The organism is Candidatus Defluviilinea proxima (assembly GCA_016721115.1).
Classification (GTDB): Bacteria; Chloroflexota; Anaerolineae; order Anaerolineales; family Villigracilaceae; genus Defluviilinea; species Defluviilinea proxima.
Genome location: JADKIW010000001.1, coordinates 1733858 through 1756722, shown reverse-complemented (window position 1 = coordinate 1756722; position 22865 = coordinate 1733858). Strand labels below are relative to the sequence as shown.

Annotated in this window: 17 protein-coding genes; 3 read left to right on the top strand and 14 right to left on the bottom strand. The window is 48.9% G+C overall.

What is annotated here, in order from left to right; genetic code table 11:
* Nucleotides 1-1110, top strand: coding sequence for a response regulator (locus tag IPP66_08135; protein MBK9925248.1), 1110 nt, complete (start codon nucleotides 1-3; stop codon nucleotides 1108-1110).
* 173 nt (nucleotides 1111-1283) lie between these two features.
* Here the strand turns inward: IPP66_08135 and ppc are convergent, their stop codons facing one another.
* From ppc to IPP66_08110, 5 genes are all read right to left on the bottom strand, one after another.
* The gene (gene ppc / locus IPP66_08130; protein ID MBK9925247.1) at nucleotides 1284-3992 is read right to left on the bottom strand and encodes a phosphoenolpyruvate carboxylase; all 2709 of its coding nucleotides are present in this window, start codon (nucleotides 3990-3992) and stop codon (nucleotides 1284-1286) included.
* 202 nt (nucleotides 3993-4194) lie between these two features.
* Nucleotides 4195-5145 (bottom strand): hypothetical protein, encoded by a 951-nt coding sequence (locus tag IPP66_08125; protein ID MBK9925246.1) that lies wholly within the window; start codon nucleotides 5143-5145, stop codon nucleotides 4195-4197.
* Between the two features lie 118 nt (nucleotides 5146-5263).
* On the bottom strand, nucleotides 5264-6469 hold the full coding sequence (locus IPP66_08120; protein MBK9925245.1) for an ABC transporter permease: 1206 nt from the start codon (nucleotides 6467-6469) through the stop codon (nucleotides 5264-5266).
* Nucleotides 6470-6526: 57 nt separating this feature from the next.
* A complete protein-coding gene (locus IPP66_08115; GenBank protein MBK9925244.1) occupies nucleotides 6527-7810 on the bottom strand; it encodes an ABC transporter permease in 1284 nt (427 codons plus the stop codon).
* 1 nt (nucleotide 7811) lies between these two features.
* Complete coding sequence (locus tag IPP66_08110; GenBank protein ID MBK9925243.1) at nucleotides 7812-8747, bottom strand: ABC transporter ATP-binding protein; 936 nt, start codon at nucleotides 8745-8747, stop codon at nucleotides 7812-7814.
* Between the two features lie 224 nt (nucleotides 8748-8971).
* Between IPP66_08110 and IPP66_08105 the strand changes: the two genes are divergently transcribed.
* Together IPP66_08105 and IPP66_08100 are read left to right on the top strand one after the other, a co-directional pair.
* Nucleotides 8972-10162: a sensor histidine kinase gene (locus IPP66_08105; GenBank protein ID MBK9925242.1), complete on the top strand. Its 1191-nt coding sequence runs from the start codon at nucleotides 8972-8974 to the stop codon at nucleotides 10160-10162.
* A complete protein-coding gene (locus IPP66_08100; protein MBK9925241.1) occupies nucleotides 10159-10821 on the top strand; it encodes a response regulator transcription factor in 663 nt (220 codons plus the stop codon). The genes IPP66_08105 and IPP66_08100 overlap by 4 nt, the downstream gene beginning before the upstream one ends.
* Before the next feature lie 95 nt (nucleotides 10822-10916).
* On the opposite strand, the gene IPP66_08095 is transcribed toward IPP66_08100, so the two are convergent.
* The 9 genes from IPP66_08095 to IPP66_08055 all read right to left on the bottom strand — a co-directional run bounded on the left by IPP66_08095 (nucleotide 10917) and on the right by IPP66_08055 (nucleotide 22861).
* A complete protein-coding gene (locus IPP66_08095; GenBank protein MBK9925240.1) occupies nucleotides 10917-11498 on the bottom strand; it encodes a hypothetical protein in 582 nt (193 codons plus the stop codon).
* 179 nt (nucleotides 11499-11677) lie between these two features.
* Nucleotides 11678-12523, bottom strand: a complete 846-nt coding sequence (locus tag IPP66_08090; protein ID MBK9925239.1) for a class I SAM-dependent methyltransferase — start codon at nucleotides 12521-12523, stop codon at nucleotides 11678-11680.
* An 80-nt stretch (nucleotides 12524-12603) separates the two neighbouring features.
* Nucleotides 12604-13572, bottom strand: coding sequence for a DUF2807 domain-containing protein (locus tag IPP66_08085; GenBank protein ID MBK9925238.1), 969 nt, complete (start codon nucleotides 13570-13572; stop codon nucleotides 12604-12606).
* Between the two features lie 127 nt (nucleotides 13573-13699).
* Nucleotides 13700-13891, bottom strand: coding sequence for a hypothetical protein (locus IPP66_08080; protein ID MBK9925237.1), 192 nt, complete (start codon nucleotides 13889-13891; stop codon nucleotides 13700-13702).
* A complete protein-coding gene (locus tag IPP66_08075) occupies nucleotides 13888-14259 on the bottom strand; it encodes a hypothetical protein (protein MBK9925236.1) in 372 nt (123 codons plus the stop codon). The genes IPP66_08080 and IPP66_08075 overlap by 4 nt, the downstream gene beginning before the upstream one ends.
* Before the next feature lie 398 nt (nucleotides 14260-14657).
* Nucleotides 14658-15689 (bottom strand): ABC transporter substrate-binding protein, encoded by a 1032-nt coding sequence (locus tag IPP66_08070; GenBank protein ID MBK9925235.1) that lies wholly within the window; start codon nucleotides 15687-15689, stop codon nucleotides 14658-14660.
* 53 nt (nucleotides 15690-15742) lie between these two features.
* Nucleotides 15743-16129 carry a response regulator gene (locus tag IPP66_08065; protein ID MBK9925234.1) on the bottom strand — a complete coding sequence of 129 codons (387 nt, stop codon included), beginning with the start codon at nucleotides 16127-16129 and terminating at the stop codon, nucleotides 15743-15745.
* A 7-nt stretch (nucleotides 16130-16136) separates the two neighbouring features.
* Nucleotides 16137-17789 (bottom strand): pyridoxal-phosphate dependent enzyme, encoded by a 1653-nt coding sequence (locus IPP66_08060; GenBank protein MBK9925233.1) that lies wholly within the window; start codon nucleotides 17787-17789, stop codon nucleotides 16137-16139.
* A 2-nt stretch (nucleotides 17790-17791) separates the two neighbouring features.
* Nucleotides 17792-22861, bottom strand: coding sequence for a PAS domain S-box protein (locus IPP66_08055; GenBank protein MBK9925232.1), 5070 nt, complete (start codon nucleotides 22859-22861; stop codon nucleotides 17792-17794).
* Nucleotides 22862-22865: the final 4 nt, after the last annotated feature.

The following is a 22865-nucleotide window of genomic DNA, read 5'->3' as shown; positions in this document are numbered from 1 at the left end:
ATGAAACCACAAACCCCGCGCGCGCTTGTGATCGAAGACGATCATTCCTGGCAACAGATCCTCAGCGAGATCCTCATTGATTGCGGTCTTGAGGTGGATGTTGCTGAAAATCTTGAACAGGCAACACAAAGCCTTAAGGCACAGCCCCATCGTGTTGCCATCGTTGACCTCTCGCTCTCGCCAAACGACCATAACAACATAGATGGCCTGCGCGTACTTGATGCCGTGCGCAAGCTCGACCCCAACTGCCGCGCCATTCTCTTGACCGGCTTCGCAACTGTTGAGTTGGCTGTCACCGCCCTTACGGATTATGGGGCTTTCACATTTCTTCGGAAGGAAAGTTTCCACCGCAGTCAGTTCCGCGATGTGGTGTACCGTATCCTCGTCAGCCCCCCGGCTCAGACCAACCCGACGCCTGCTTCTGCTTCGAATCCCCCCACCTCCCCGATCAAGGGATATAACCCTCCACCCAAACCTATAAACGAAAAAGCCCTTGTCGTGGAAGATGACGCCGGTTGGAGAAGCATCCTGGAGGAACAATTGACGGATGCCGGTTTCCAGGTGCGCACTTGCGCCAGTTTCGGCGATGCTTTCGGTTACCTACGCAGAGAACGGTTCACACTGGCAGTCATTGACCTTTCGCTCCAAGGCACCACCAGCAACGTGTGGGACAAAGACACCGGCGAAATGAACATGGACGGTTATCACCTGTTATCTGCCGCAAAAGCAAACAATATTCCCACTGTGGTTGTCAGCGGCACATCTGACCCAGATGAGATACAAAGAGTGTATTCGGAATATTCGATCTCCGCTTACATCGAGAAGCAAGCCTTTGACCGCGTGGCCTTCCGTCGTGTGATCGATGAAACCAAACAATCTCACCAATCGCTCAGCGAATTGAGCGCACTCACCGACCGTGAGCGCGAAGTATTGGATCTGTTAGCACAAGGGTTGACGAACAAAGAGATCGCCGAGAGGCTCGTCATCACGACCAACACAGTGAAGAGACACCTGAAAGCCATCTTCGAAAAACTGGATGTCCACACCCGCTCCGCCGCCACCGCCAAAGTGGCCGGGGATAACAAGTTCAAAACACTATTGAGCGAATAAGATCGATTATTCTTTCAACGACCATGAAGGGGCACATAAATATCGATCGTTGAAATATTTTTATAATCCCGAAGGGATATCATTGACCTTGCACAAGGTCACGATATTCCTTCGGGATTTTTTCTGTAGTCGCATCATCAACCAACAAACTGATTGATGCCAAAATCACAACATTAGCCTGTATTCTTCAACCCAGCCGCAATGCCATTGATCGTGAGCGCCATCGCCTCACGAAGCGTCTCGGCTTCCGTCACATCGAGATTCTTCACAGAACGCAAACGTCGCAAGACTTCCACTTGAATATAGTTCAACGGGTCCACATACGGGTTGCGCATTTGGACGGCATTCTGGGTGATCGGCTCCATTTGCATCAAAGATGTATGCCCACTGACGGATAATACAACTTTACGTGTCCGTTTGTATTCATCGGTAATATGATTGAACATTGCGTGGGCCGCTTCATGATTCGGCGCCAACTCCATATATAACGACGCAATGTCCATATCCGCTTTGATCAGGGACATTTCTGTATTGTTCAACAAGCTCCTAAAGAAGGGCCAACTGTTGTACATCTCGCGCAACAAGGATTGGTCCGCAAAGGACTCCAAGCCGGTGCCAAGTCCATACCAACCTGGCAGGTTGAAGCGGGCTTGCATCCACGAGAATACCCACGGAATGGCGCGGATCTTATCCACGGCACTGGTGCTGGACCGCGAAGCCGGGCGAGAACCAATTTGTAGACGTTTGATCTCATCAAGGGGCGTAACCGATTGCCAGAAGTCAATGAAACCGGGCGTTTCGTAGACTAACTGCCGATATTGCTTTTTCGCCACGACAGACATTTCATCCATCGCCTCACGCCACTTGGCCGGGACCTGAACCTGCTCCCCCACCACTGGGGCCGAAGCCAACAGGACAGCGCTCGCGATCTGTTCAAGATGTCGATGCGCCAGATACGGGTTGGCATATCGTGAGGCAATGATCTCTCCCTGTTCGGTGAGACGGAAGCGACCATTGATACTCCCCGCAGGCTGGGCACGGATGGCACGACCAGCCGGGCCGCCACCACGAGCAATGGTCCCGCCACGGCCGTGGAAAATGGTCAGGCCAATGTGATGATCGTGGGCGGTGCGGGTAATTTCCTCTTGCGCCTTATATAGCGACCAATTCGCCATCAGATAACCGCCATCCTTGTTGCTATCAGAATAGCCGATCATCACCATCTGTTCATTGTTGTGCAACTCAAGATGTTTACGATACGGTTCACAGGTAAACAATGATTCCAAAATCTGTGAGGCGCCCAGCAGATCATCAATCGATTCAAAGAGCGGGGCAATGGGAGGTACATACTTACAACCTGCCCAACGAGCAAGCAAAAGGACCGTCAACACATCGGCTGTTGAATGCGCCATGGAGATGACAATCGCCCCCAGCATTTCACTCCCATAAACATCGCAAACGCGGGCGATGAGTTGGAACAAGGCCCACGTCTCGGCGGTGGCGGAGGTAACGCCCGGATGTTGAGAAAGCTCCGGCGTTTTCTCACCAAGCAATCGGGAGAGAAGAAGCGTCCGCTCGGGATAGGGAAGATGCTCAAAGTCCGATGCAATCCCCAAGGCACGCAACACTTCACTTAAGGCAGCGTTGAAACGGGATGAGTCTTCGCGGATATCGAGTCGGGCGGCGTGGAGTCCAAAAATATTTAACTGGCTTTGCGTCGTCTTCAACCCACTCTCGGCAAGTGCTTTCGGCATGGCATTGACGATGATATCGACAGGTTCACGCAATTTCTCCAACGAGATCTGCGCCTCATGCGGTTTGTTGCTCATAAGGTTAGCCTTCATATCGTCATGCGAGGCGGTAGCAAGATCGGCCACCAACAGGGAAAGCGCAAGACGATACGGCTCGGTGGCATATCGTTCTTCAATATAAGCAACATGGGATGGAAACGGACGCCGCTCCTCAACCCAATTCATTAATTTTTCAGGAGGAGGCACAAGCCGTGAACTGATGCTCAAGTGGCGTGACTGTACCTGCATATTGCGTCGATGATTTTCAACGGCAAGGCCGCGATGCAAACGAAGCGTCTCAGCTGTCACTTCAGCGGTAACATTTGGATTGCCATCACGGTCGCCACCGATCCACGAGGCCAGCTTCAACCATGTGGCAGGGGCACGCAGTTCGGGGTAATGGATCTTTAGTGCTCTCTCGAGGTCTTCATAGACAGCGGGAATGGCTTTCCAGAAAAACGCATCCACATAATACAAACCGGTCTTCACTTCATCGGTCACGGCCAATTGATTAAGGCGGGCACGTTCGGTGAGCCATAGTGCTGAAATTTCGGTTCGCAGGGACTGCAATATCTCGGCGCTTCTACGCTCCGATGATTGGTTATCGCTGAACTCCTGAACCAACTGCGCCACGCCTTCTATCTTCGATAAGACAGTACGCCGCCGCGCTTCGGTCGGATGCGCCGTAAGCACCAACTCAATGGAAAGATTTTCCAAAAGTTCTTTCATCTGTCCACTGGTGACGCCACGCTGTTTAAGTATGGCAATGGATTCGCCAATGGATTCATCCACAGGGTTCGGGTATTTCTGATCCTGCCTTTGCCTCATCAACAAGACGCGTTGATGATCTTCAGCAATATTCACCAAGTCGAAGTATGTGGCAAATGCGGCAGATACAGCACGCGCTTCATCGGACGATAAAGCTGAGATCAGTTCCTGTAAGCGCCCGGCCGCTTCACGATCACCGGCACGACGCGCCTTGGCTTCCGCGCGGATCCGCTCCACCGTTTGAAAGATGGCAGGAGATTCAAGATCAGAGATAACTTCCCCTAGCAAATCGCCGAGCAGGTGAATGGTTTGTGAGATTTCCATAATGTATTCTATGTTACCCGTAAGATGTAGTGAACACCATCCCCAAATGGGGAATGTATACCGAGAAATAATTTAGCCAAGTATACCCAGTGCAATCACAAATTACACTTTTTCGAATTAATTTGTGAATAGAAGCATATGACAAAAAACCGCGTCTCTAAAACGGGACGCGGTTTGAGTGTATTGGTTATCAGATCACCGGTCAGACTGCTTTCGGTCTCAGTGCTGTGAAGAGCAGATAGGCTCCCACCAAAATGATCGCCAACGGCCAGAAGACTTCGGTGTATGAAGCGAACAAGACAGAACCAACTGCCAGCACAGCGAGAACGATCGTCACGATCTTCGCCCACGGCATGGCATGACGCAGCCAGACGACAGCGAACGTTGCGGCAAATCCGCCCAGCAATACGGCAGTGACATATCCACCTTGGTCTTCATTCTTTATCCACCCCGCGATGGCCGCCCCTGTGATGACAGCAAGGGTTGTCATTACACCAGCAGGTATGATCGCCCACCAGTTTTTTATGGATCGGAAGTAGACAATGAAAAAAGGCAATGCTACAGCCAAAAGGAAGATCGCGCCATAGTAGGCTGCCAATTCTCCACCCGATGCCATGGCAGGAGCAATGCTCAATACAAACATAATGTAGGCAACCAGCAAAGCCCAGGTGCGTGTGCGGTTATTCAGATACACCACAAAGAAACTGAGTGCAATCAGGAACAGGAACAGGGAACCCACCCATTCTCCGCCGACATTCTCCACCAACAACGTGGTCAGCGCCAGGAACAACATTACAGCGCCAGGGATCAACGCCCACCAGTTGCGAGCGCGGTCTGTGAGGTATGCGGCAACAAATGGAATGAGAAGCCCAAAGAATAATGGTGAGCCAACCGCTGGATTGTCAAATTTATTGATCGCCAGCGCAGCGGTCACAGCCAACCCGCCAAACACACCTGCAGGGAAGAGCCAGCCCCATTCCCTCCAATTGCTCAGGGCATACATCACCAAGGCGATCACGGCGATCACAGCAAAGGCATACATGCCTACTTGAGGCGATAGGTTTTTAATATATCCAAGCTGTTGCGCCAATGCGAACCCACCGCCCACGATCAGCAACAACCCCCAAAAGATATTCGACTTTTTCATGTTCATAAGAAACCTCCTTTTGGTCTCTATCAACAGTATATACAGCCAAAAGCACTATACATCATGCAGAAGTATGGTTTTCCCCTATCCGAGTGGATAGGGGAACCAGGTTCTCTTCAATCGCTTATATTTCGATCTTCCTAAATCGCCAAACTGCCAGCAAGAAGAAAAAGACCGCATAGGCAAGCAACATCCCAACCGCCGTCCACACCGATTCCAACCCCAGTCCACGGATCAAAATGTTTTGCAAGCCATTCATTGCCCAGGCGGAAGGCATCGCCCTACCGATCGTTGCGAATGCACCACCAGTTACATCCAGCGGGAACCATGTGCCACCCAATGCAGAGAACAGGAACATGGCGATCATCGCATATAGGATCACATTTTGTTCTTCCTTTGCGGTCACGCCGATCAACAATCCCATCGAGGCGATCCACAATCCCAACGTCACTGCTATCAATAACACACCCAATGGCTCACGCAAATAATCAACCTTCAACACCCACTGACCAAACAGCACTAACATCATGGTCTGCAAGAAGGTGACCGTGAACATCGCCAACATATGCCCCATCACGATCTCCCACGGCTTCATCGCGGTCGTGATCAAACGTTGCAATGTGCGAGTCTTTTTCTCCTGGACGAGGATCTGCCCCGAGGTGACTAAACCGAAGATCGCAAACTGCACCAAAATTCCAGGCGACGATTGATTATACGGATTGCCACCCGTCCAATCGGATGATTTAGCGACTTCCTGTTCCACCTTCACTAACGAAACCTTCGACGATTCCGTCCATTTGCTCCATGCCAGCTCGAATGCTGCGCTTTGTTCAGCCGATGGATCCGACGCATTGACCACATCGACACTCTCGCGACTGACTTCCACCGCGCCCATCAGTTGGGATATTGGGACTCGTAACAATTGATACAGCGATTGTCCATCTGCGGAGTTTGCATCTGCAATCAATTGTATCTGCGCATCTTTCCCCGCCGAGGCTTGCTCGCTGAACCCAACAGGGATTTTCAACACCCCAGCCATATCGCCTTTATAAAAGGCGTTCATCGCATCTTCTTCATTCATGCTTTCTGCACGAATTGAAGTGGAAGTCTCAAGCCGTTCAACAAGCGCCTTGTTCAAAACAGCATCTGGTTCGGGGTTAACCACCGCCAACGGGATTCGAGTGTCCGCATTCGGGTCGCCACCTGCGTTCCTATATGCAAATCCCATAAAGAACGTGAACGCGATCGGCATCGCAACAAGAAACAACAATGACCGTTTGTCACGAAACATCTGGGATAAATCTTTGAGGGCAAGATCGAGTATTCTCATAATAATTTCTCCTGACGGTGGACCAAAGACCGCAGACAATGGTCAATCGTCCATTGTCTAAGCGAAGCGTCTCCTAAACATCATCGCACCGATGACGAACATCACCGCACCCATCCCAACCATCACCACGAACGGTCCGAGCAACTCACCAGCGGATTGACCATCCATGACCATGCGCCAGGATTTCAACACCCAGCCTTGCGGAATAAAATTGGCGATCACATTCATTGCCGCAGGCATGGCACCTGGGACATTTGCGGTAAATAAACCACCGAGCATACCCAACGTTGTGAGCCCGCCACCTAGAACAGGTCCTCCCTGTTGCGAGTTCTTTACGAAAGAAATCAACAACACACCAAGTCCCGTTGCGGCTACAACCTGACCCGTCAACGCCAGCGCTACCCCAACAGGTTCACCCCAATTGATGCCAAAAGCATAATGACCAGCGACCATCAACACCAACCCTTGCAAGATGACAGTGAAGAACACTGCTAAAAACTTACCAATGAGAATGGACGTACGGTCCGTTGGTGTGGTGAACAAGCGAGCCAATGTCCCTTCTTCATCTTCACGCAAAATGGACATCATCGAATAGGCACCTGTAAAGAAGGCAAAGAAGATCATCTGCCCGGCCATCGTCACACCCATTACTTTTTGGATGGGATTGGTAGTTTCCGTTTCACCTGCGGCTGGAGCAACGATCACAAAAGCCGCCTTCTCAGGATGATGAAAGAGATTTCGTTGGAAATCAGCGTACCAATTGCCGAAGCGCTCGACCCATGCTGGGATTTGCGCAGGATCAGTGGTGATGCCGTTTGCCTTCTGACGTTCCTGGAAAGTTTGTAATGCGATCCCGCCTCCGTCCACTCCATCCAACATCATGGTAACCATGTTCTGCACCACGGCTGGACCAATGGATAAGGTCGGGTCGCTCACGACCAACACCTGCACATCCTTGTCTCCGCTGAGGAAACGTTCCGTGAAGTTTTGCGGAACAATGACTGCCACACCGATCTCTTGCTTATCCAACGCAGTGCGCGCGGAGGATTCGTCTGTGTAATCTGCGGCTGTGATCCATGACTTGACACTGTCATCAAAAAACATCGAACGGACATTATCACCAAGCGGCGCCTCAATGGGAGCATCGGCAGGTAAAGCATCCAGATTGACAAAGCCCACTTTAATGATGGGCATGCTCGGGCTGTCGCTTGAACCGCCACCACCAAAAGCGAAGTAGATCAAACCCGTCAACATCAGTGGCGCGATGACCATCATCCCAATAGCAAATACACTGCGGAAGGAACGGGTCAAATCTTTGAAAGCGATATCGAGAATTTTCATATTAATCCCTCAATGCACGACCCGTAAGATGCAGGAACACGGTTTCAAGATTCGGCTCCTGAATATCCACGGACGTGATGCGTACATTCACTTTGGACGCGGCATCGAACAGACGAGGCAATACACGATTCGAGTCATCAACGAGAGCCGTGACCTTACCATCGAGCGCATCGATCTTCGAAACGCCTTCGGTCGCACGCCAAACATCGAGTACCTTCTCGCCTTCCGTATTAAGAGTCACGTCGATGCGTGTCTGTTCGCCAACCATTTTGATCAACTCATCATGCGTGCCATAGGCAATGACCTTGCCCTTATCCATGATGGCAATGTGGCGTGAAAGTTCGGCGGCTTCTTCCATGTAATGTGTGGTGTATAGCACTGTCATGCCTTGCTGATTCAATTCTTTGACATTATCCAAAATATGACGGCGGCTCTGCGGATCGATACCCACAGTCGGCTCATCCATGATGATGACATCGGGCTTATGCAACAACGCCGCACCGATGTTGACACGTCGCTTCATGCCGCCCGAGAACTTGCCAACGTGATCCTTCTGCCTGTCAGCCAACCCGATGATCTCCAGCACTTCATCCACGCGGGTCTTTAGCGCGCCACCGCGCAAGCCATACATCTTTCCCCAAAAGACTAGATTCTCACGTGCCGAAAGATCGGGATACAAAGCAATATCCTGTGGCACCACACCAAGACTTGCCTTGGCCTCGGCTGGCTCTTTCGTGACCGAATGTCCCATAATAGTTGCGTCGCCACCAGTCGGAGCGAGCAGGCCCGAGAGCATGGAGATCGTGGTGGATTTCCCTGCCCCGTTCGGACCCAGCAGGCTCAACACTTCGCCAGAGTCCGCTTTGAAACTTGCATCCTGCACGGCTTGAAAATCACCAAACGATTTTTTCAGATGATTGACTTCGATTGCGTTCATAAATTCTCCTTGATTGACCTCAGTATAGAACTGGTATTTTGAATGAGCATCTTCCATTGGTTTAGTTTCAACCTGTCCAAGTGGATAGCATTTGAGCTTGCATCAGTATACGGGCCGTTCCATTGTGTCACAATTGAGCCTTCGGGAAAACGTACACTGTACCTTCGTACAATGTACACTCGCACAATGGCATAAAACCCCAACTGCGATACAATCCCATTGCCATGAAAACCCTAAAAGAAACCTCAAGTAAAGTCGAGCACGACTACCGCATCTTCTTTTTGTTCATGACCTTCATTCTGGCTGGCATGTACTTTGTGTCTTTCTCGAACAACCCAGCCTTGCATCAATTCTGGTACGGAGCGCAATTCACGATTCTGATGGTCATCCACATCGTGCTCCATTGGATGGTCGTCTCCATTATCAAAGTCCCAAAACGTAAAGCTCTGTATATCATCGTTCAAGGGTTGCTTGCCTTATTCATTACAGACATGTCCCACAACACAGGCATGGTCTTCTCGCTGTACATGGCGCTCATCGGCGAGTCCATCGGCTTTCTCGGCATCAGCCGATGGAGCGCTCTCTCCACACTTTATTTTCTTTCCCTCTCCCTTGTTAATCTGGTCTTATTTACAAATCTCGAAAACGCCATTTATTGGCTTGCCACCGTTATCCCCGTCATCATTTTCATCAGTTTATACGTCACGCTCTATCTGCGCCAAACCGAAGCACGCGAACGGGCACAAGCCCTCGCTGATGAACTCGAATCCGCCAACCGCCAACTGACCGAATACGCCGCCCGTGTTGAGGACCTCACCATCGCGACTGAACGTCAACGCATGGCGCGCGAATTGCACGATACCCTCTCGCAAGGCCTTGCGGGTCTTATCCTCCAACTCGAAGCCACCGATGCCTATCTCACCAGCAACAACAACGATAAGGCACAGTCCATTATCGGGAATGCCATGGTGCAAGCCCGTTCCACCCTCGCCGAGGCACGTCGTGCCATTGATGATCTTCGTCAACCTTCTTTGGATGATCTGGACTCTGCTCTCCGCCTTGAAATTGACCGCTTCACAACCGCCACTGGCATCCCCATCCTTTTCCATTCGGATCCAATCCCGCCCATGCCTGCTACCATTACTGAGACTTTGATCCGCGCTTTGACTGAGTCCCTTACCAATGTTGCCAATCATGCCAAAGCACGAAACGTAACAGTAAATGTTAGGATGAAAGACAAAGGCGTCTCGATCACGATTCAGGATGATGGTCAGGGTTTCGACGCGTCTTCCATCCCATCAGGTCACTATGGGATTCTTGGAATCAAAGAACGGGTCCGCCTGGTGAATGGAGATGTCGAAATCCAAAGTGAAAACGGCAAGGGGACAACGATTAGAATTGATATACCCCTATGATAAAGATTCTCATCGCAGACGATCACCTCATCATCCGTCAGGGATTGCGTTTGATTCTCGAAACCGAAAGTGATTTTGAGTTAATCGGTGAAGCATCTGATGGCGCCGAAGCATTGAGCCTCTGCAAAAAACTCAAACCCGATGTGGTGCTCATGGATTTGCGCATGCCCAACATGGACGGCTTGACCGCCATTGAAAAACTGCACGTCGAACAACCGAACATCGCTGTTGTTATTCTGACTACTTTCAATGAAGATGAACTCATGTTGCGCGGATTGCAGGCAGGCGCACATGGCTACTTATTAAAAGATACTGACCGCAACACATTGTTCAACACCATCCGCGCCGCCGCACGCGGTGAGACGTTGCTCAAGCCTGAGATCATGGCGCGGGTGCTTTCACAAAAGAGTGTAGCAAAGATCGAATCCATTGAGCTCATCAACCTGACTGACCGTGAACTCGAAGTGCTGAATGCGGTAGCACAAGGTGAACGAAGCAAAGAGGTTGCTATTCAACTCGGCATCTCCGAGCGGACGGTCAAAGCACATCTCGCAAGTATTTATAACAAGTTGGGGGTTGATTCACGCGCCGCCGCGATCGCGGTCGCTTCGCAAAAGGGATTGCTGAAAGATCATTATACAGAAACAGGTTTGGCTTAGAAGCGAAGCGTTCTTCAAGGTCAGTACACATCCCCCACTAATAGCAGATACCTATTAAACGAACAGGAACGGCCGCTGAAACCGCTCCTGTTTGTTTACAACACTCCAAAACTTTCTTCTTCCAACCAGTGCAAACATTGTTCCATTCTTTCCAAGCGGACTCGAGCGATCTCCTGTGCGCGTGGAATAGTGAAACGGCCTTCAATATCAGCCCGTCGCGATAAAACGCGTTTGTAGCAAACATCCACATCTTTGGGTCCGCGCGCAAACTCGCGCGCCAAGCCCATCATGCCGAGGAATTCGAGCATGTCTGCTTCGCGCAATAATAAAGCTTCATTTGATTTTGTTGGACGTGTGTCGCGGTAATCGTGGAGTTCAATAGCTTCAAGCAGATTTTGGGATTGTGTCGACGTCAGTTCTAAACATGGAAGAATCTCCGTCTCCACAACAGTTCGTGAACGAAGGGCATGCTCCACATCTTTTTGGGCATAAGTGGGAAATGCGCCCCAATCATGCATATATGCCGCTAATTCCATGACCGAAAAATCATAAACCATTCCCGTACCAATATCTTCGATCAGTTTCAACAATCGTTCAGCATGAGAAACAGCCCAATCATCCCCAACATCTAAGGTCATTTGGATAATGTCATCGAGCGTCAAGCGAACGACTTCCATGGACTGCCTCCGAACGAATAGTCAATCTAGCTACAAAAACACCCTGCCAGGCAAGCTGTTCGCGGGGTTTTGAACGGGATGGAGCTACACTCCCAGATTTTAGGTTATCTTATTCCCAAATATTAAAAGACTCACCCTTCGCAAGGAGAGTCTTTTAACTGGCCAAGTGGCTAGTTTTTTTAATTTCTGCGCGCGAAAAGCCCGATCCATTCGCTTTCGGGGGTATAGGTGTCGCCTGTCAAATCGCCCCACAGGCTTTCGACAGAAAAGCCGCCTTGCTTCAATTCTGCGGTGATCGTCTCAGGGGTGTAATCCTGGAACCAATTGCGATAGACGGATACTTTTCCATCCGCTTCGATAACGGTATATTGGTCAAGCCAAATGGATTGCTCGGGGTAATCGAAGCCTTCTTCCAACACAAGGTGCGGACCGGGTTTCCAGAATCCGCTTTCGGAGGCATACCAGCGGTTCTTGTTGCCATATTTCCTTCGATGCACACGCGTGGAAACGTCCAATACAAATGCGCCATTCGGCTTCAAAGCACGATGAACATTCCGCAAAAGTGTAGAGCGCTGACTTGGGTTAAGCGGGCAGAAATCCCCGTAGATAAGGAACATCGCATCGTACAGATTTTCGTCCTCCAGTTCGAGGTAATTTTGGTAACGATAGATAACCTGTAAGTTATTTTCTTCTGCATACTTGGTAGCGTATTCAATGGAGTTGCGCGAATAATCCACGCCTGTGATGTGGAACCCGGCTTGAGCAAGGCGAGATGCATATAAACCGGGACCACAGCCCAGGTCCAGAAGTGAGGCGCCGGGTTGTAATCCAAGAATTTTTGTCAGCCATTTTACAGAGCGATCTATGGTTGTTGGGGTACGGCTGGCGGCGTCCATAGTTGGGTCGAGATGCACTTTCAATAATTGAGTTGAAATATGCGGATCATTCCAAAACAAGGCATCGCCGGGTGTAAAAGGCGTGGGTTGTTGCTGGAGTTCCATCACTTGCGAGATGATTTTATTCATATCAAGACCTGCCATTGAGTAACAACAAAAGACTCCCCCACCAACGGAAGAGTCTTTTGCCATTCGAGTAAAAGGTTCGTTTACTTATCACCAGATTTACTAACACCACCAAGGCCACTGACCTGCTTGGTTACTTCGGGTGAGCCGTAGTAGTTGACTGAGCCAGCGCCCGAGATCGTTGCGTCGAGGGTATCGTCAACCCACACGGTGGCACTGCCTGCGCCACTAAGATTAACACGAGCGGTCTTGTTGTGTAAGTCTTTACCGTTGAAACTACCAAAGCCGCTGATGTTCAGATCAAAATCGTCTGCTTCACCAGTGGCAGACATACTGCCTGCACCGCTCAGGTCAACGGAGAACTTCTTCGCATCAAGATCATTTACTTCCAGGTTACCAGCGCCGCTGACCGAAACATCGAGGCTATCCGTTTTGATACCGTCAAGGATAAGCGCGCCAGCGCTATCGAAATGTACATCCTTGAGTTCTTTGACAACGACCGTAATCTTGACGGGTTTAGTAGGGTTGACATACCCATCGTCATTGACTTTGTAGAAAATATCAAGCGTATCGCCACGGACGCGGGTCTGTAAATTCGGAAGCAGGTTATCCTCAGCTTCGATCTTGATCGACTCTTTCGGGCCTTGCATCACAATAACCCGCGCGGGATAGTTCACTTTGATGGAGGTATAACCACTGGCCTCACGTGTTTCTGTGATCACATTGCCAGAGCCAGGTTTACCTACGCCAACATAAAAACTACTGTCATCGAACATGGTAACCATGGAGGGGTTGTCCCAGCCAAGTTGAGGGGCAGACATAACTGCATACAATGCACCGCCAATGATGACAACATCCATCAACACGGACGCGTATCTCCAATAAGAACGCAGGATCAGGCCAACGCCTGCCGCGATGAGAACGTAGGGCCAGATGTGGGTCAGCGCCCAAAGATTCGAGGTAGGAATGTTGCCAGATTTGACAAGGAGCCAGATCACTCCTGCGGCGATGAGAAGTAATGGGCCAAATATAGATCGGGGACGATTAGACATAATTATGCTTCTTTCTTTTGATAAGGAATGAGTGCGTTGCGTTAAACAGGATTGATTTCACAAGGAGACTGTACTCAGCTGGAAACTTATCCAGCCAATAGGTACGCAACACACGATAAAACGCTTCTTAACTTACGGGTGGAATTGCATCTGTCGACGATTCATCTTTTCTGCGGCTGAGAAGGCCCGAATGATTCAAGACCAGATAGGCACCCAACAGAATGAGCAGGATCGGGAAGATCAAATTGCTGAACGATGAGAAGATCATCTCGAAAAATGTGCCAAAGATGACGAACAGAATCAGGCCAATCTTTATCACACGGGCACCAGCCTCTTTTTGACTCGTGTCACCACTATACGCACCCATGATGTAGATTCCAACCCTACGAACATGATGATCCACGTCCAGAAATAGGACATGGATTCCCAGTGTTGCGTGATGTTCTGGAATAACAGCACCAACCCAACCCCACCAATGATACTGCCAGGGATCGCAAGTGCCGCAGTCTGTTTACCGCCTGCGAACATTGCCACAAAAAAAACAGCACCGATGGAAATCACAATAAAGGGCCATAGGAAACCCCAATTTATATTGCGAAAAACCTGACCTGCCAGAGCCAATACGCCGAAGGTGACCATGATCGCACCCACAACAAGCGCACCAGCATTAGAACGATTCGTTTGCATTTTCTTTCTCCTTTCAAGTTCACTATTTTTGTATATAGTCGCCTAGATCAGCGTTAAGACCGTTGATGTATATATCTTTACGCAGAAGAGGCGTTAATGTTGCAACAACTTCAGCATGGGACGCACCTTTATGAAAAAAAATCAGTGATAACAATATGAATCAGTCGGACCTCGCTTGTAGTGTACGGCAAGCGAGGTCCATGTGCATCTGTCTACAGAGTAGTCTTTACCTAGCCAATTGGATAGGGCCAAAATTTATCTATATACAAGTGAAGTTCATCGTATTTGGAGATATGCTCAAGACGAAAGGAATGAGTCCGTTTAAATAACTATGCGGAAGCAGGTTTCTGCTTCCGCATACCGTATTAATTCACGCGAGGCAAAGGACAATCAATCTACTATCGGATGATATCATCTGCCTGCTTAAGCAAACCTTCCGGCACCGTGACGCCCAATTTCTGAGCAACCTTGTAGTTGATCTGGAAGGAGCTATCAGACGTAAAGACAGGTATGGTACCAGCTGGAGTGCCTTTTAAGACCTTATCTGCGAGAGATGCAGCCTCTTTACCAACGGCTAAAGAATCGGGGCGCAACCCAAAGATGGAATCATAACCATCAACAGACATCAGAGACCCGCCAATCGGAACGTTATGGTCATAGCTATACTTACCGAGAATAGTGTAAAAAGACGGGGTATTCCCCAAAGGTTCTGCTATTATTAAGATGGCGTCAATGCCTTCGTCAGGCCCTGCGGTAGCAAGTCTATCCATTTCAGCCTGTAATTCGTCCGGGCTACTGGCACTATATTCAATCAGGTCAATTTTCAAGTTTTCCGCTTGTGGGCGGATCGCATCCAATTGGCCAGGCACACTGGGATAGCCCTTAAGATACGGCACAAGTATCCGCTTTGCATCAGGGACCATTTGAGATAGGAACTCCAAACGTTTGACAGCGATATCCACGCTGGGGAAACGGACACCGGTAATGTTTCCACCTGGTTCACGCACGCTATCGATCAGGTCAACTCCTGCAACATCTGTGAAAGACATGGCAAAGACCACCGGGATATCAGTGCCTTGGGTGGCCGCCTTTGCTTCCATCGAAGCCTCTGTGGGGAACACAAAGATCAAATCGACCTTATCTTCCACGAATTTTTTAGTGATGCGTTTGTAAGCTTCAATATCCGTTTCAGTGGACTGCACATCATAAGTAATGTTTTCCCCCTCAATATAGCCCAACTCAGTCATTTGAGCTTTGAACCCGTCAAATATTGGGGCAAAAGCGCTTAACCCAGATAATACTCCAACACGGTAGACCTTTTTCTCCTGCGCCTGGCCGCATCCACTCAAGAGTAGAGACATTACCACCACCACAGAGACTAACGTCCATAACATGCGATACTTTCCATAAGAACTTTTCTTACCGTACATACACTTTCTCCTTTTTGAAAATAATTCCCGCTGAACGGGGATTGAACCCTACATCACATATCGGATGTAGGAACAAATGCCTCAACCCTGGCCCACAGCTCACGAATGTTAATAGGCTTGGACATATACACATCACAGCCTGCGCTTAGGGCCTTATCCGCGTCGCCTTTCAGAGCATTCGCCGTAACAGCAATGATGGGAACTGTTTTAAGCGCCAATTTACTGCTGGCGCGCAAACGACGTGCCACTTCATAGCCATCAATATCCGGCAGGTTGATATCAAGAAGGATGAGATTGATCTCCTCCTTTTCTGCAAGCTCCACCCCGGTTAAACCATTAACGGCCTTTAGTAACTTATACCCTCGGGATTCCAGGGCGCGTTGCACCAGTGTCATATTATCTGGATTGTCTTCAATGTACAATACAACATTGTTAGCCATAACGCGTTTATTCTCCTTGCTCCATACTTTTCTCCTCGATCACCTGTACCACTTGGTCCACAAATCTACGTGGAGGCAGTGAACCTTTTTGGTACAGGGCTTCAATATGCCCCTGCAAACGTGTTCTCTCCTCATCTGTAATATCCTTGGCGCTCACAACCACCACAGGGATATTTTTCGTACGCGGGTCAAGTTTGAGTTCCTCCACCAGCCCAAACCCATCAATGCCCGGCATGGTCAGGTCTGAAACGATCAAGTCGGGTAACTTCTGGCGTGCCATCGCCAGCCCTTCCCAACCATCCTTCGCATGATAGACACGATACGCTTTTCTTCCTTCGAGCAAACGGCGGATGAGCAAAGCATCATCCGGGTTATCATCCACCAACAGAACGGTCGTTGCCTTTTCATCTAAATTTTCGAGTGCAGCCTTCAACCCCTCACGTGGTGCAGGCGATTGATCCTGGCTGAGGTGAATATCCACAGCCCATTGTTCGCCCAATACATGCTTTTCAACGGGGAACGTATGGCCGGTACAATTGACGACAACTTTTTCATCCGCATTAATCGTTCCATTGCGGATCAACTTCTCGAATCCTGCAAAGGCGACGGCTGTAGCCGGCTCAACGGCCATTCCTTCGCTTTTAGCGACTGTACGCATTGCCGCAAAAGCCTCAGCATCAGTGACAGATTCCATCACCCCACCATGCATTTGCGTAATATTCCAAAGATACGTATAGGATTTTCCCGGGTCCCCAGTGGAAAGGATGGTAATACGTGTATCGGGTATAACAGGTTCAGCAACATCTTTCCCAGCCTTGAAGGCCTGCACCATGGGGGAACAACCTTCGGCCTGAATGATGGCCAATTTGGGAATACGTTTGATCAACCCCATGTTGAACAATTCTTTGAAGCCCTGATACACACCGAGGGGGCCCATCCCCCCACTGACCGATTGGATGTACCAATCCGGCGCATTCCAATTCAATTGTTCCACAATCTCGTAGGCAATGGTCTTCATCGATTCTCTGGCGGGCACCGAGCTTGCTCCCCGATCCAGTAACAGGTGACGGCGTTCCGCAAATTGCGCAGCGATCTGCTTGGTCTGGTCGTAGTTGCCGCTGACACGGATAACTTCAGCACCAAACAAGGCCGCCTCACGCAGTTTTTCCTGCGGAACAAGACTGGTCATGAAAACCCACAGTTTGATACCCGCACGTGCGCAAGCCGCCGCGTATGCCACAGCCGCGTTACCTGTAGAGGCAATGACCGCTTCCTTGATGCCATTTTCCAACATGGCCGCAACTGCACCAGCGGCTTGACGGTCTTTGAAGGAAGAGGTCGAACCGTAGCGTTCATCTTTGATGTAAACAGAATCATGCCCGAGGTCCGGGGCGAAGCGATGCGATAGCCAAAGAGGCGTTCCGCCAGCGGGGTAAAGATCTAAAGAGGATGGATCGTTGAGCGGCAAGACATCCTGATAACGCCACATGTTGGAAGGGCGATTGGGAAGACCACGCAATATTTCACGTTTGAATGATTCGTAGTCATAGCGAGCTTCAAGCCATTGTGATTTGCAGTTCCGGCATACTGTGGGGTGGAACGCTATATAAGGCTGTTGACTACCGCAGACATTACATTCAATATATTTGGGTAACGCCATTTTTACTTTTCCTGTTTTTCGATGACATCTGCAACATGGGCTTCAAGAGGCATTTCAACGAAGAATGTTGAACCTTCGCCAGAAACGCCGGTGCTTTCAGCCCAGAGACGTCCGCCATGCATTTCGATGAGACGGCGGCTGATGGGCAGGCCCAAGCCTGTACCACCGGCTTTGCGCGTTGTAGAAGTATCCACCTGCGTAAATTCCTGGAAGACCGCTTCGAGGTGATCTGGCGGAATACCAATACCAGTATCCTTGACAGCAATCAAAACACGGGCGCCGTCGATGGGTTTCACGAAAAGGGAGATTTTGCCTTTCTCGGTAAACTTGATGGAGTTGTTGACGAGGTTGATCATCACCTGACGCAGACGGGTGTTATCGGCGTAGATCTGGATGTCGTCATCCGAATCAGGTTCAATAAACAGTGAGAGGTTCTTTTCACTGGCAAGCGGAGCTGTAATACTGGTAACCTCTTCAAGGAGTTCATGGATCTTGAACGTTTCTGGATGCAGATTCATGCGGCCAGATTCGATCTTTGCCATATCAAGCACGTCGTTGATGAGGTGCAGGAGGTGGCGTCCGTTCTTTTGGATGAGGCGCAGGTCGTTATCCATGTATTCGGTCAAGTCGCCATCCAGACCTTCGAGCATCACATCGGTAAAACCGAGGATGGAGTTCAACGGTGTGCGCAACTCATGCGACATGTTGGCAAGGAAGGCTGACTTGAGACGATCAAGTTCGCGCAACTGGGTAACTGTTGCGGCTTGTTCAACATAGAGACGCGCATTCTGTAGAGCAATCGCTACCTGAGATGCCAATGTAGTATAGATATTGGCATCTTCGCTTGTGAAGTCGCCAACTTTGTCTGATTGAACATCAAACACACCCAACACTCTGTCACCTACAAGCATAGGAACTGCCATTTCGGATTGAGTATTAGGCAATAACGGATTTGGCAAGAAACCGATCTCATCATGTACATCGTTAATGATGATCGCCTGTCTTTCTCTAGCGGCACGTGCAACAAGCGATCTTTCTGCACCCATGTCAATTCTAAAGCCAGTCTCTAACATTTGTCGACCAACTTCGCCGGCACCTGCTGTTAGATCCAGGTAATCGCTCTCTTCATTAGTGAGATAGATATGGGCATGATATAGACCGAAACGTTCTTTCGTAATATTTACAACGGCTTTCAAAAGCTCGTCTGGATCAAGCACAGTGGATGTGGTAGTACTTACGGCGGCCACTGTGGACAAGTCGGAAGCACGGTGTCTGGTCTCTTCAAACAATTGAGCACTTTCAATTGCACTAGCCAGTTGCTTCGCCAATGTCTCGATCAAAGTAATATCGCTATCATCGAAGTGACGTGTTGGGTCATTTGTATCTATCGAGAACACACCAATGATCTTGTCACGTGAGTATAACGGCGTCACTAGAACACTTTGAATGTTCCTTTGTTTCATGATCGCATGAATCGGCTTAAGAATTGGATCTGTCTGTGCATTTGGAACTAAAACCGTATCTCCAGATTTGATGGACTTATCTGTAGCTGGGTTACTGGCAATCGGCATAGCTCTACCCGCCAGTTTAGGCATATTGGGATCTGCATAACTTTCCGTGGTGAGGATCAAATTCTCACCTTTCTTATCCAGCAAAAGAACACCAGCACTATGCGCCTGCAAGAGAGTACGGAATTCGTCTGTTGCTGTCTGAAGAATATACTGCAAATCGACAGAAGAGTTTGCGACTTCCATCACACGGTTAAGAACGGTAAGTTCATCAGCGCGTTTGGCGAGGGACTCTTCAATTTGCTTGCGGCGCGTTACATCTACAGCACCAAGAACGATACTGTTTTCGCCTGCAAACTGAGTGGGAAATACATTGAGCAATGTCCAGATCAGATGCCCATCAGAATGTTTTACCTTCAATTCGTAGTTATCCAAGGAGCCTCGTTCGCCCAAATCCTTGAAGAGTTTAGCGCGGTCATCTGGATTGTAGTAAAAGTCTGGTGTACGTTTCCCGATCAGTCCTTCTTCTGAATACCCAACAAGAGATGTAAAGGCAGGGTTATGGTAGAGCAAAATACCATCCGATAAGCGACTAATGGCAATGGCAACAGGCAAGGTATCCAAAACGGCTTGCAAACGTCTTTCACTTTCGGCAACTGCCAGTTCTGCCATCTTGCGTTCTGTAATATCCTGATTAGCGCCATAATAACGAGTTATCTTCCCTTGCTCATCACGCTCAACATGAACTTCAACTGAGATATAACCAACACCACCATCAGAATAAATAACGCGATGTTCCAACTGAGTACTGTAATATTTATCAGTGGATGCCAAAGTCTTTTCAATTGCAATCCCCACCATTGGAACGTCATCCGGATGAACGAGACGTTGAGCATACTCTGCAGAAGATATTTCGTATCCACCCATCTCCTCAGCAGTGGTATGGAAGATCGAATAGAATTGATCGTTGAACAAGAAACGATCGCGTTCAACATCGTATTCCCAATTTGCAAGTTTTGCAATTTCCAGAGCCTCTGCAAGCCTTGCTTCACTAGCTCGAACTGCCAGTTCTGCTAATTTGCGTTCCGTAATATCTTGATTGGCCCCATACCATCGGATGATCTTCCCGTTCTCATCGCGTTCCAGGTTAATATCGACAGATATATAACCTATTCCGCCCTCAGGAAAAATAACTCGATGTTCTGTTTTTGCGCTAAAGTGTCGATCTGTTGAAGAAAGCGCCCTTTCGATCTCTTTGCCAACAAGGGGCGCATCTTCTGGATATACAAAGAGGCGGGCATAGTCTTCCGAGGATAATTCGTATCCCCCCACCTGTTTCGCTGTTGTGTGGAAGATCGAATAAAACTGATCATTGAAAGTGAATACACCTCTTTCAAGGTCAAATTCCCAGTGTCCAATCTTAGCAATATTCAAAGCTTCCGAAAGCTTTGCTTCACTGGTACGTATAATTTTTTCGGCTTCTTTTGCATCCTGCAAGGCCGTTTGTGTTTGTTCAAACAGGCGGGCACTTTCCAAAGCCAACGCAACCTGTTCTGATATTTGCTGTAGGAATTCCTGATCATCCGAAGAGATGGGATTTGATGGATCATCCGCCACTGCTACAGTCCCGATCACATTACCTCCTGGTAATGTCAAAGGAACTTTGGCAAAAAGATCCTCTGCCAGGCTGTTTTCTGTGATCGTCTTGACTTCTGCCTGATCAAATACTAATCCCATGGGAAGGCTTGCTGTTTCACGATAAGTCTTCCAACCGTCCTGGCTCATAGCCCGGTTCAAACGATGGATCTCTTCGATCTGTTCAACCATTTCCTGTCTGAGACGCGTGCCTTCAATTGCCGAGGCGATCTGACCACACAAACCTTCAAGCAAGAGCTGGTCATCAGGTCCGAGTGCATTGGCAACGCTACTTTGAACGTCCAATACGCCCAGAACGCGGTCTCCCAGCTTGATAGGCACCGCAACCTCGCCCTTGGTATTAGGCAATAGAGGGTTGGGATGCCAATCAGGGTCATTTTCCAATGCTGGACGTAATATGGTTTCTCCAGTGGCCGCTGCAGTACCAATCAAGCCTTCACCCATTGGCATTTGATGCCCTAGAGCCAGCATTTTTGCACCGGTTTCTCCATATCCAGTGATCAACACAACTGCGTTTTGAAACTCATCATAACGAAGAAGCTGTGTATGATAATATCCGAACTCTTCCTTTACCTGTGTCACTACACGTTCATACAGATCTTCAAGGTTGGTTGCAGACGCAATAGATTGTGAAACCTGGGTTGAAACCTGAACTTGTTGTCCACGACGTTTAAATGCTTCCTGGACTTCACGTTCCAGCTTTTTATTTTCAGTAATATCACGGATGGATTCAATCGCCCCTACGATTTCTCCAGCTGAGTTATAAAGTGTTGACGCTGTGACAAAGAGATATGCGCCACGGCCGTTATACACACTGGGAACATAAATCTCAGCAGAAATTGTATTGCTCTGTTTTTTAACCGAGTTATAACGGTCAGGGACCTGACTCTGATCCAAGGCAGAATCCAGCAACATTGGACGGGCATCCCCATAAAATGGTACGGCATAGGCAAAGTCACCTTTTCCAAGGATATCTTCCTTCTTAACGCCAGTCATTTCTTCAATGGCACGATTCCATGCGATCACTCTGCGTTCTTGATCAGTCACGAAAGTTGCATCGGGCAGGAAGTCAATAATATTGGCTGCTCGCTCTCTCGAAGCTTGCAACTCATCCAACTCCCGCTTACGCTCCGTAATATCACGGATCACACCTACATCAGCTGGCTTCCCATGATACTCAATGACACCCGCTGATAGTTCTGCATCAATTAACGTCCCGTCTTTCTTTTGTAGTTTGGCCTCATATACAGTAGGCACATCCTCACCAGCCAAACGCGCCTTGATGCGATTCACGACCAATTCCCTGCTCTCAGAAGCAATGTACTTGATCATGGGGGTGTTTTCCATTTCAGCAGGTGTGAAACCTAACATATCCGCCATGGTATCGTTCACAAACAGAAGGATGTTGTCTTGAATAATAACAACACCTTCATGTGCCTGTTTAATAACCGCAGCATATCTTGCTTCCGAGTCACGTAGAAGGGTCTCTGTCTGTTTACGCTCAGTGATGTCCTCATACATTCCCAGTATAGCTACCACCTGCCCGTTCTCATGTACTGGGATCTTACTTGTATTTAACCAGGTAGTTGAGCCATTTGGTGTTGTTTGAGGTTCTTCGTAATTAAGTTTTGCTTTACCGTTTTCCATGACCAACTGATCATCTGAACGATAGAGTTCAGCCTGATCTTTCCATGGCATGTCAAAATCGGTTTTTCCTACGATCTCATCGGGTGAGGAAAAGCCTGCATCATCTGCAAAAGCCTGGTTACAACCCAGGTAAACCAAATTGCGATCTTTCCAGAACACTGCCTGGGGGATGTTATTCATAATTAGCAACAGTAATTGCAATTCAGATTGCACCAACGGCTTTTTTCCATTATCTGAAAGTTTTCTATCTATGGTCGTCATTGTC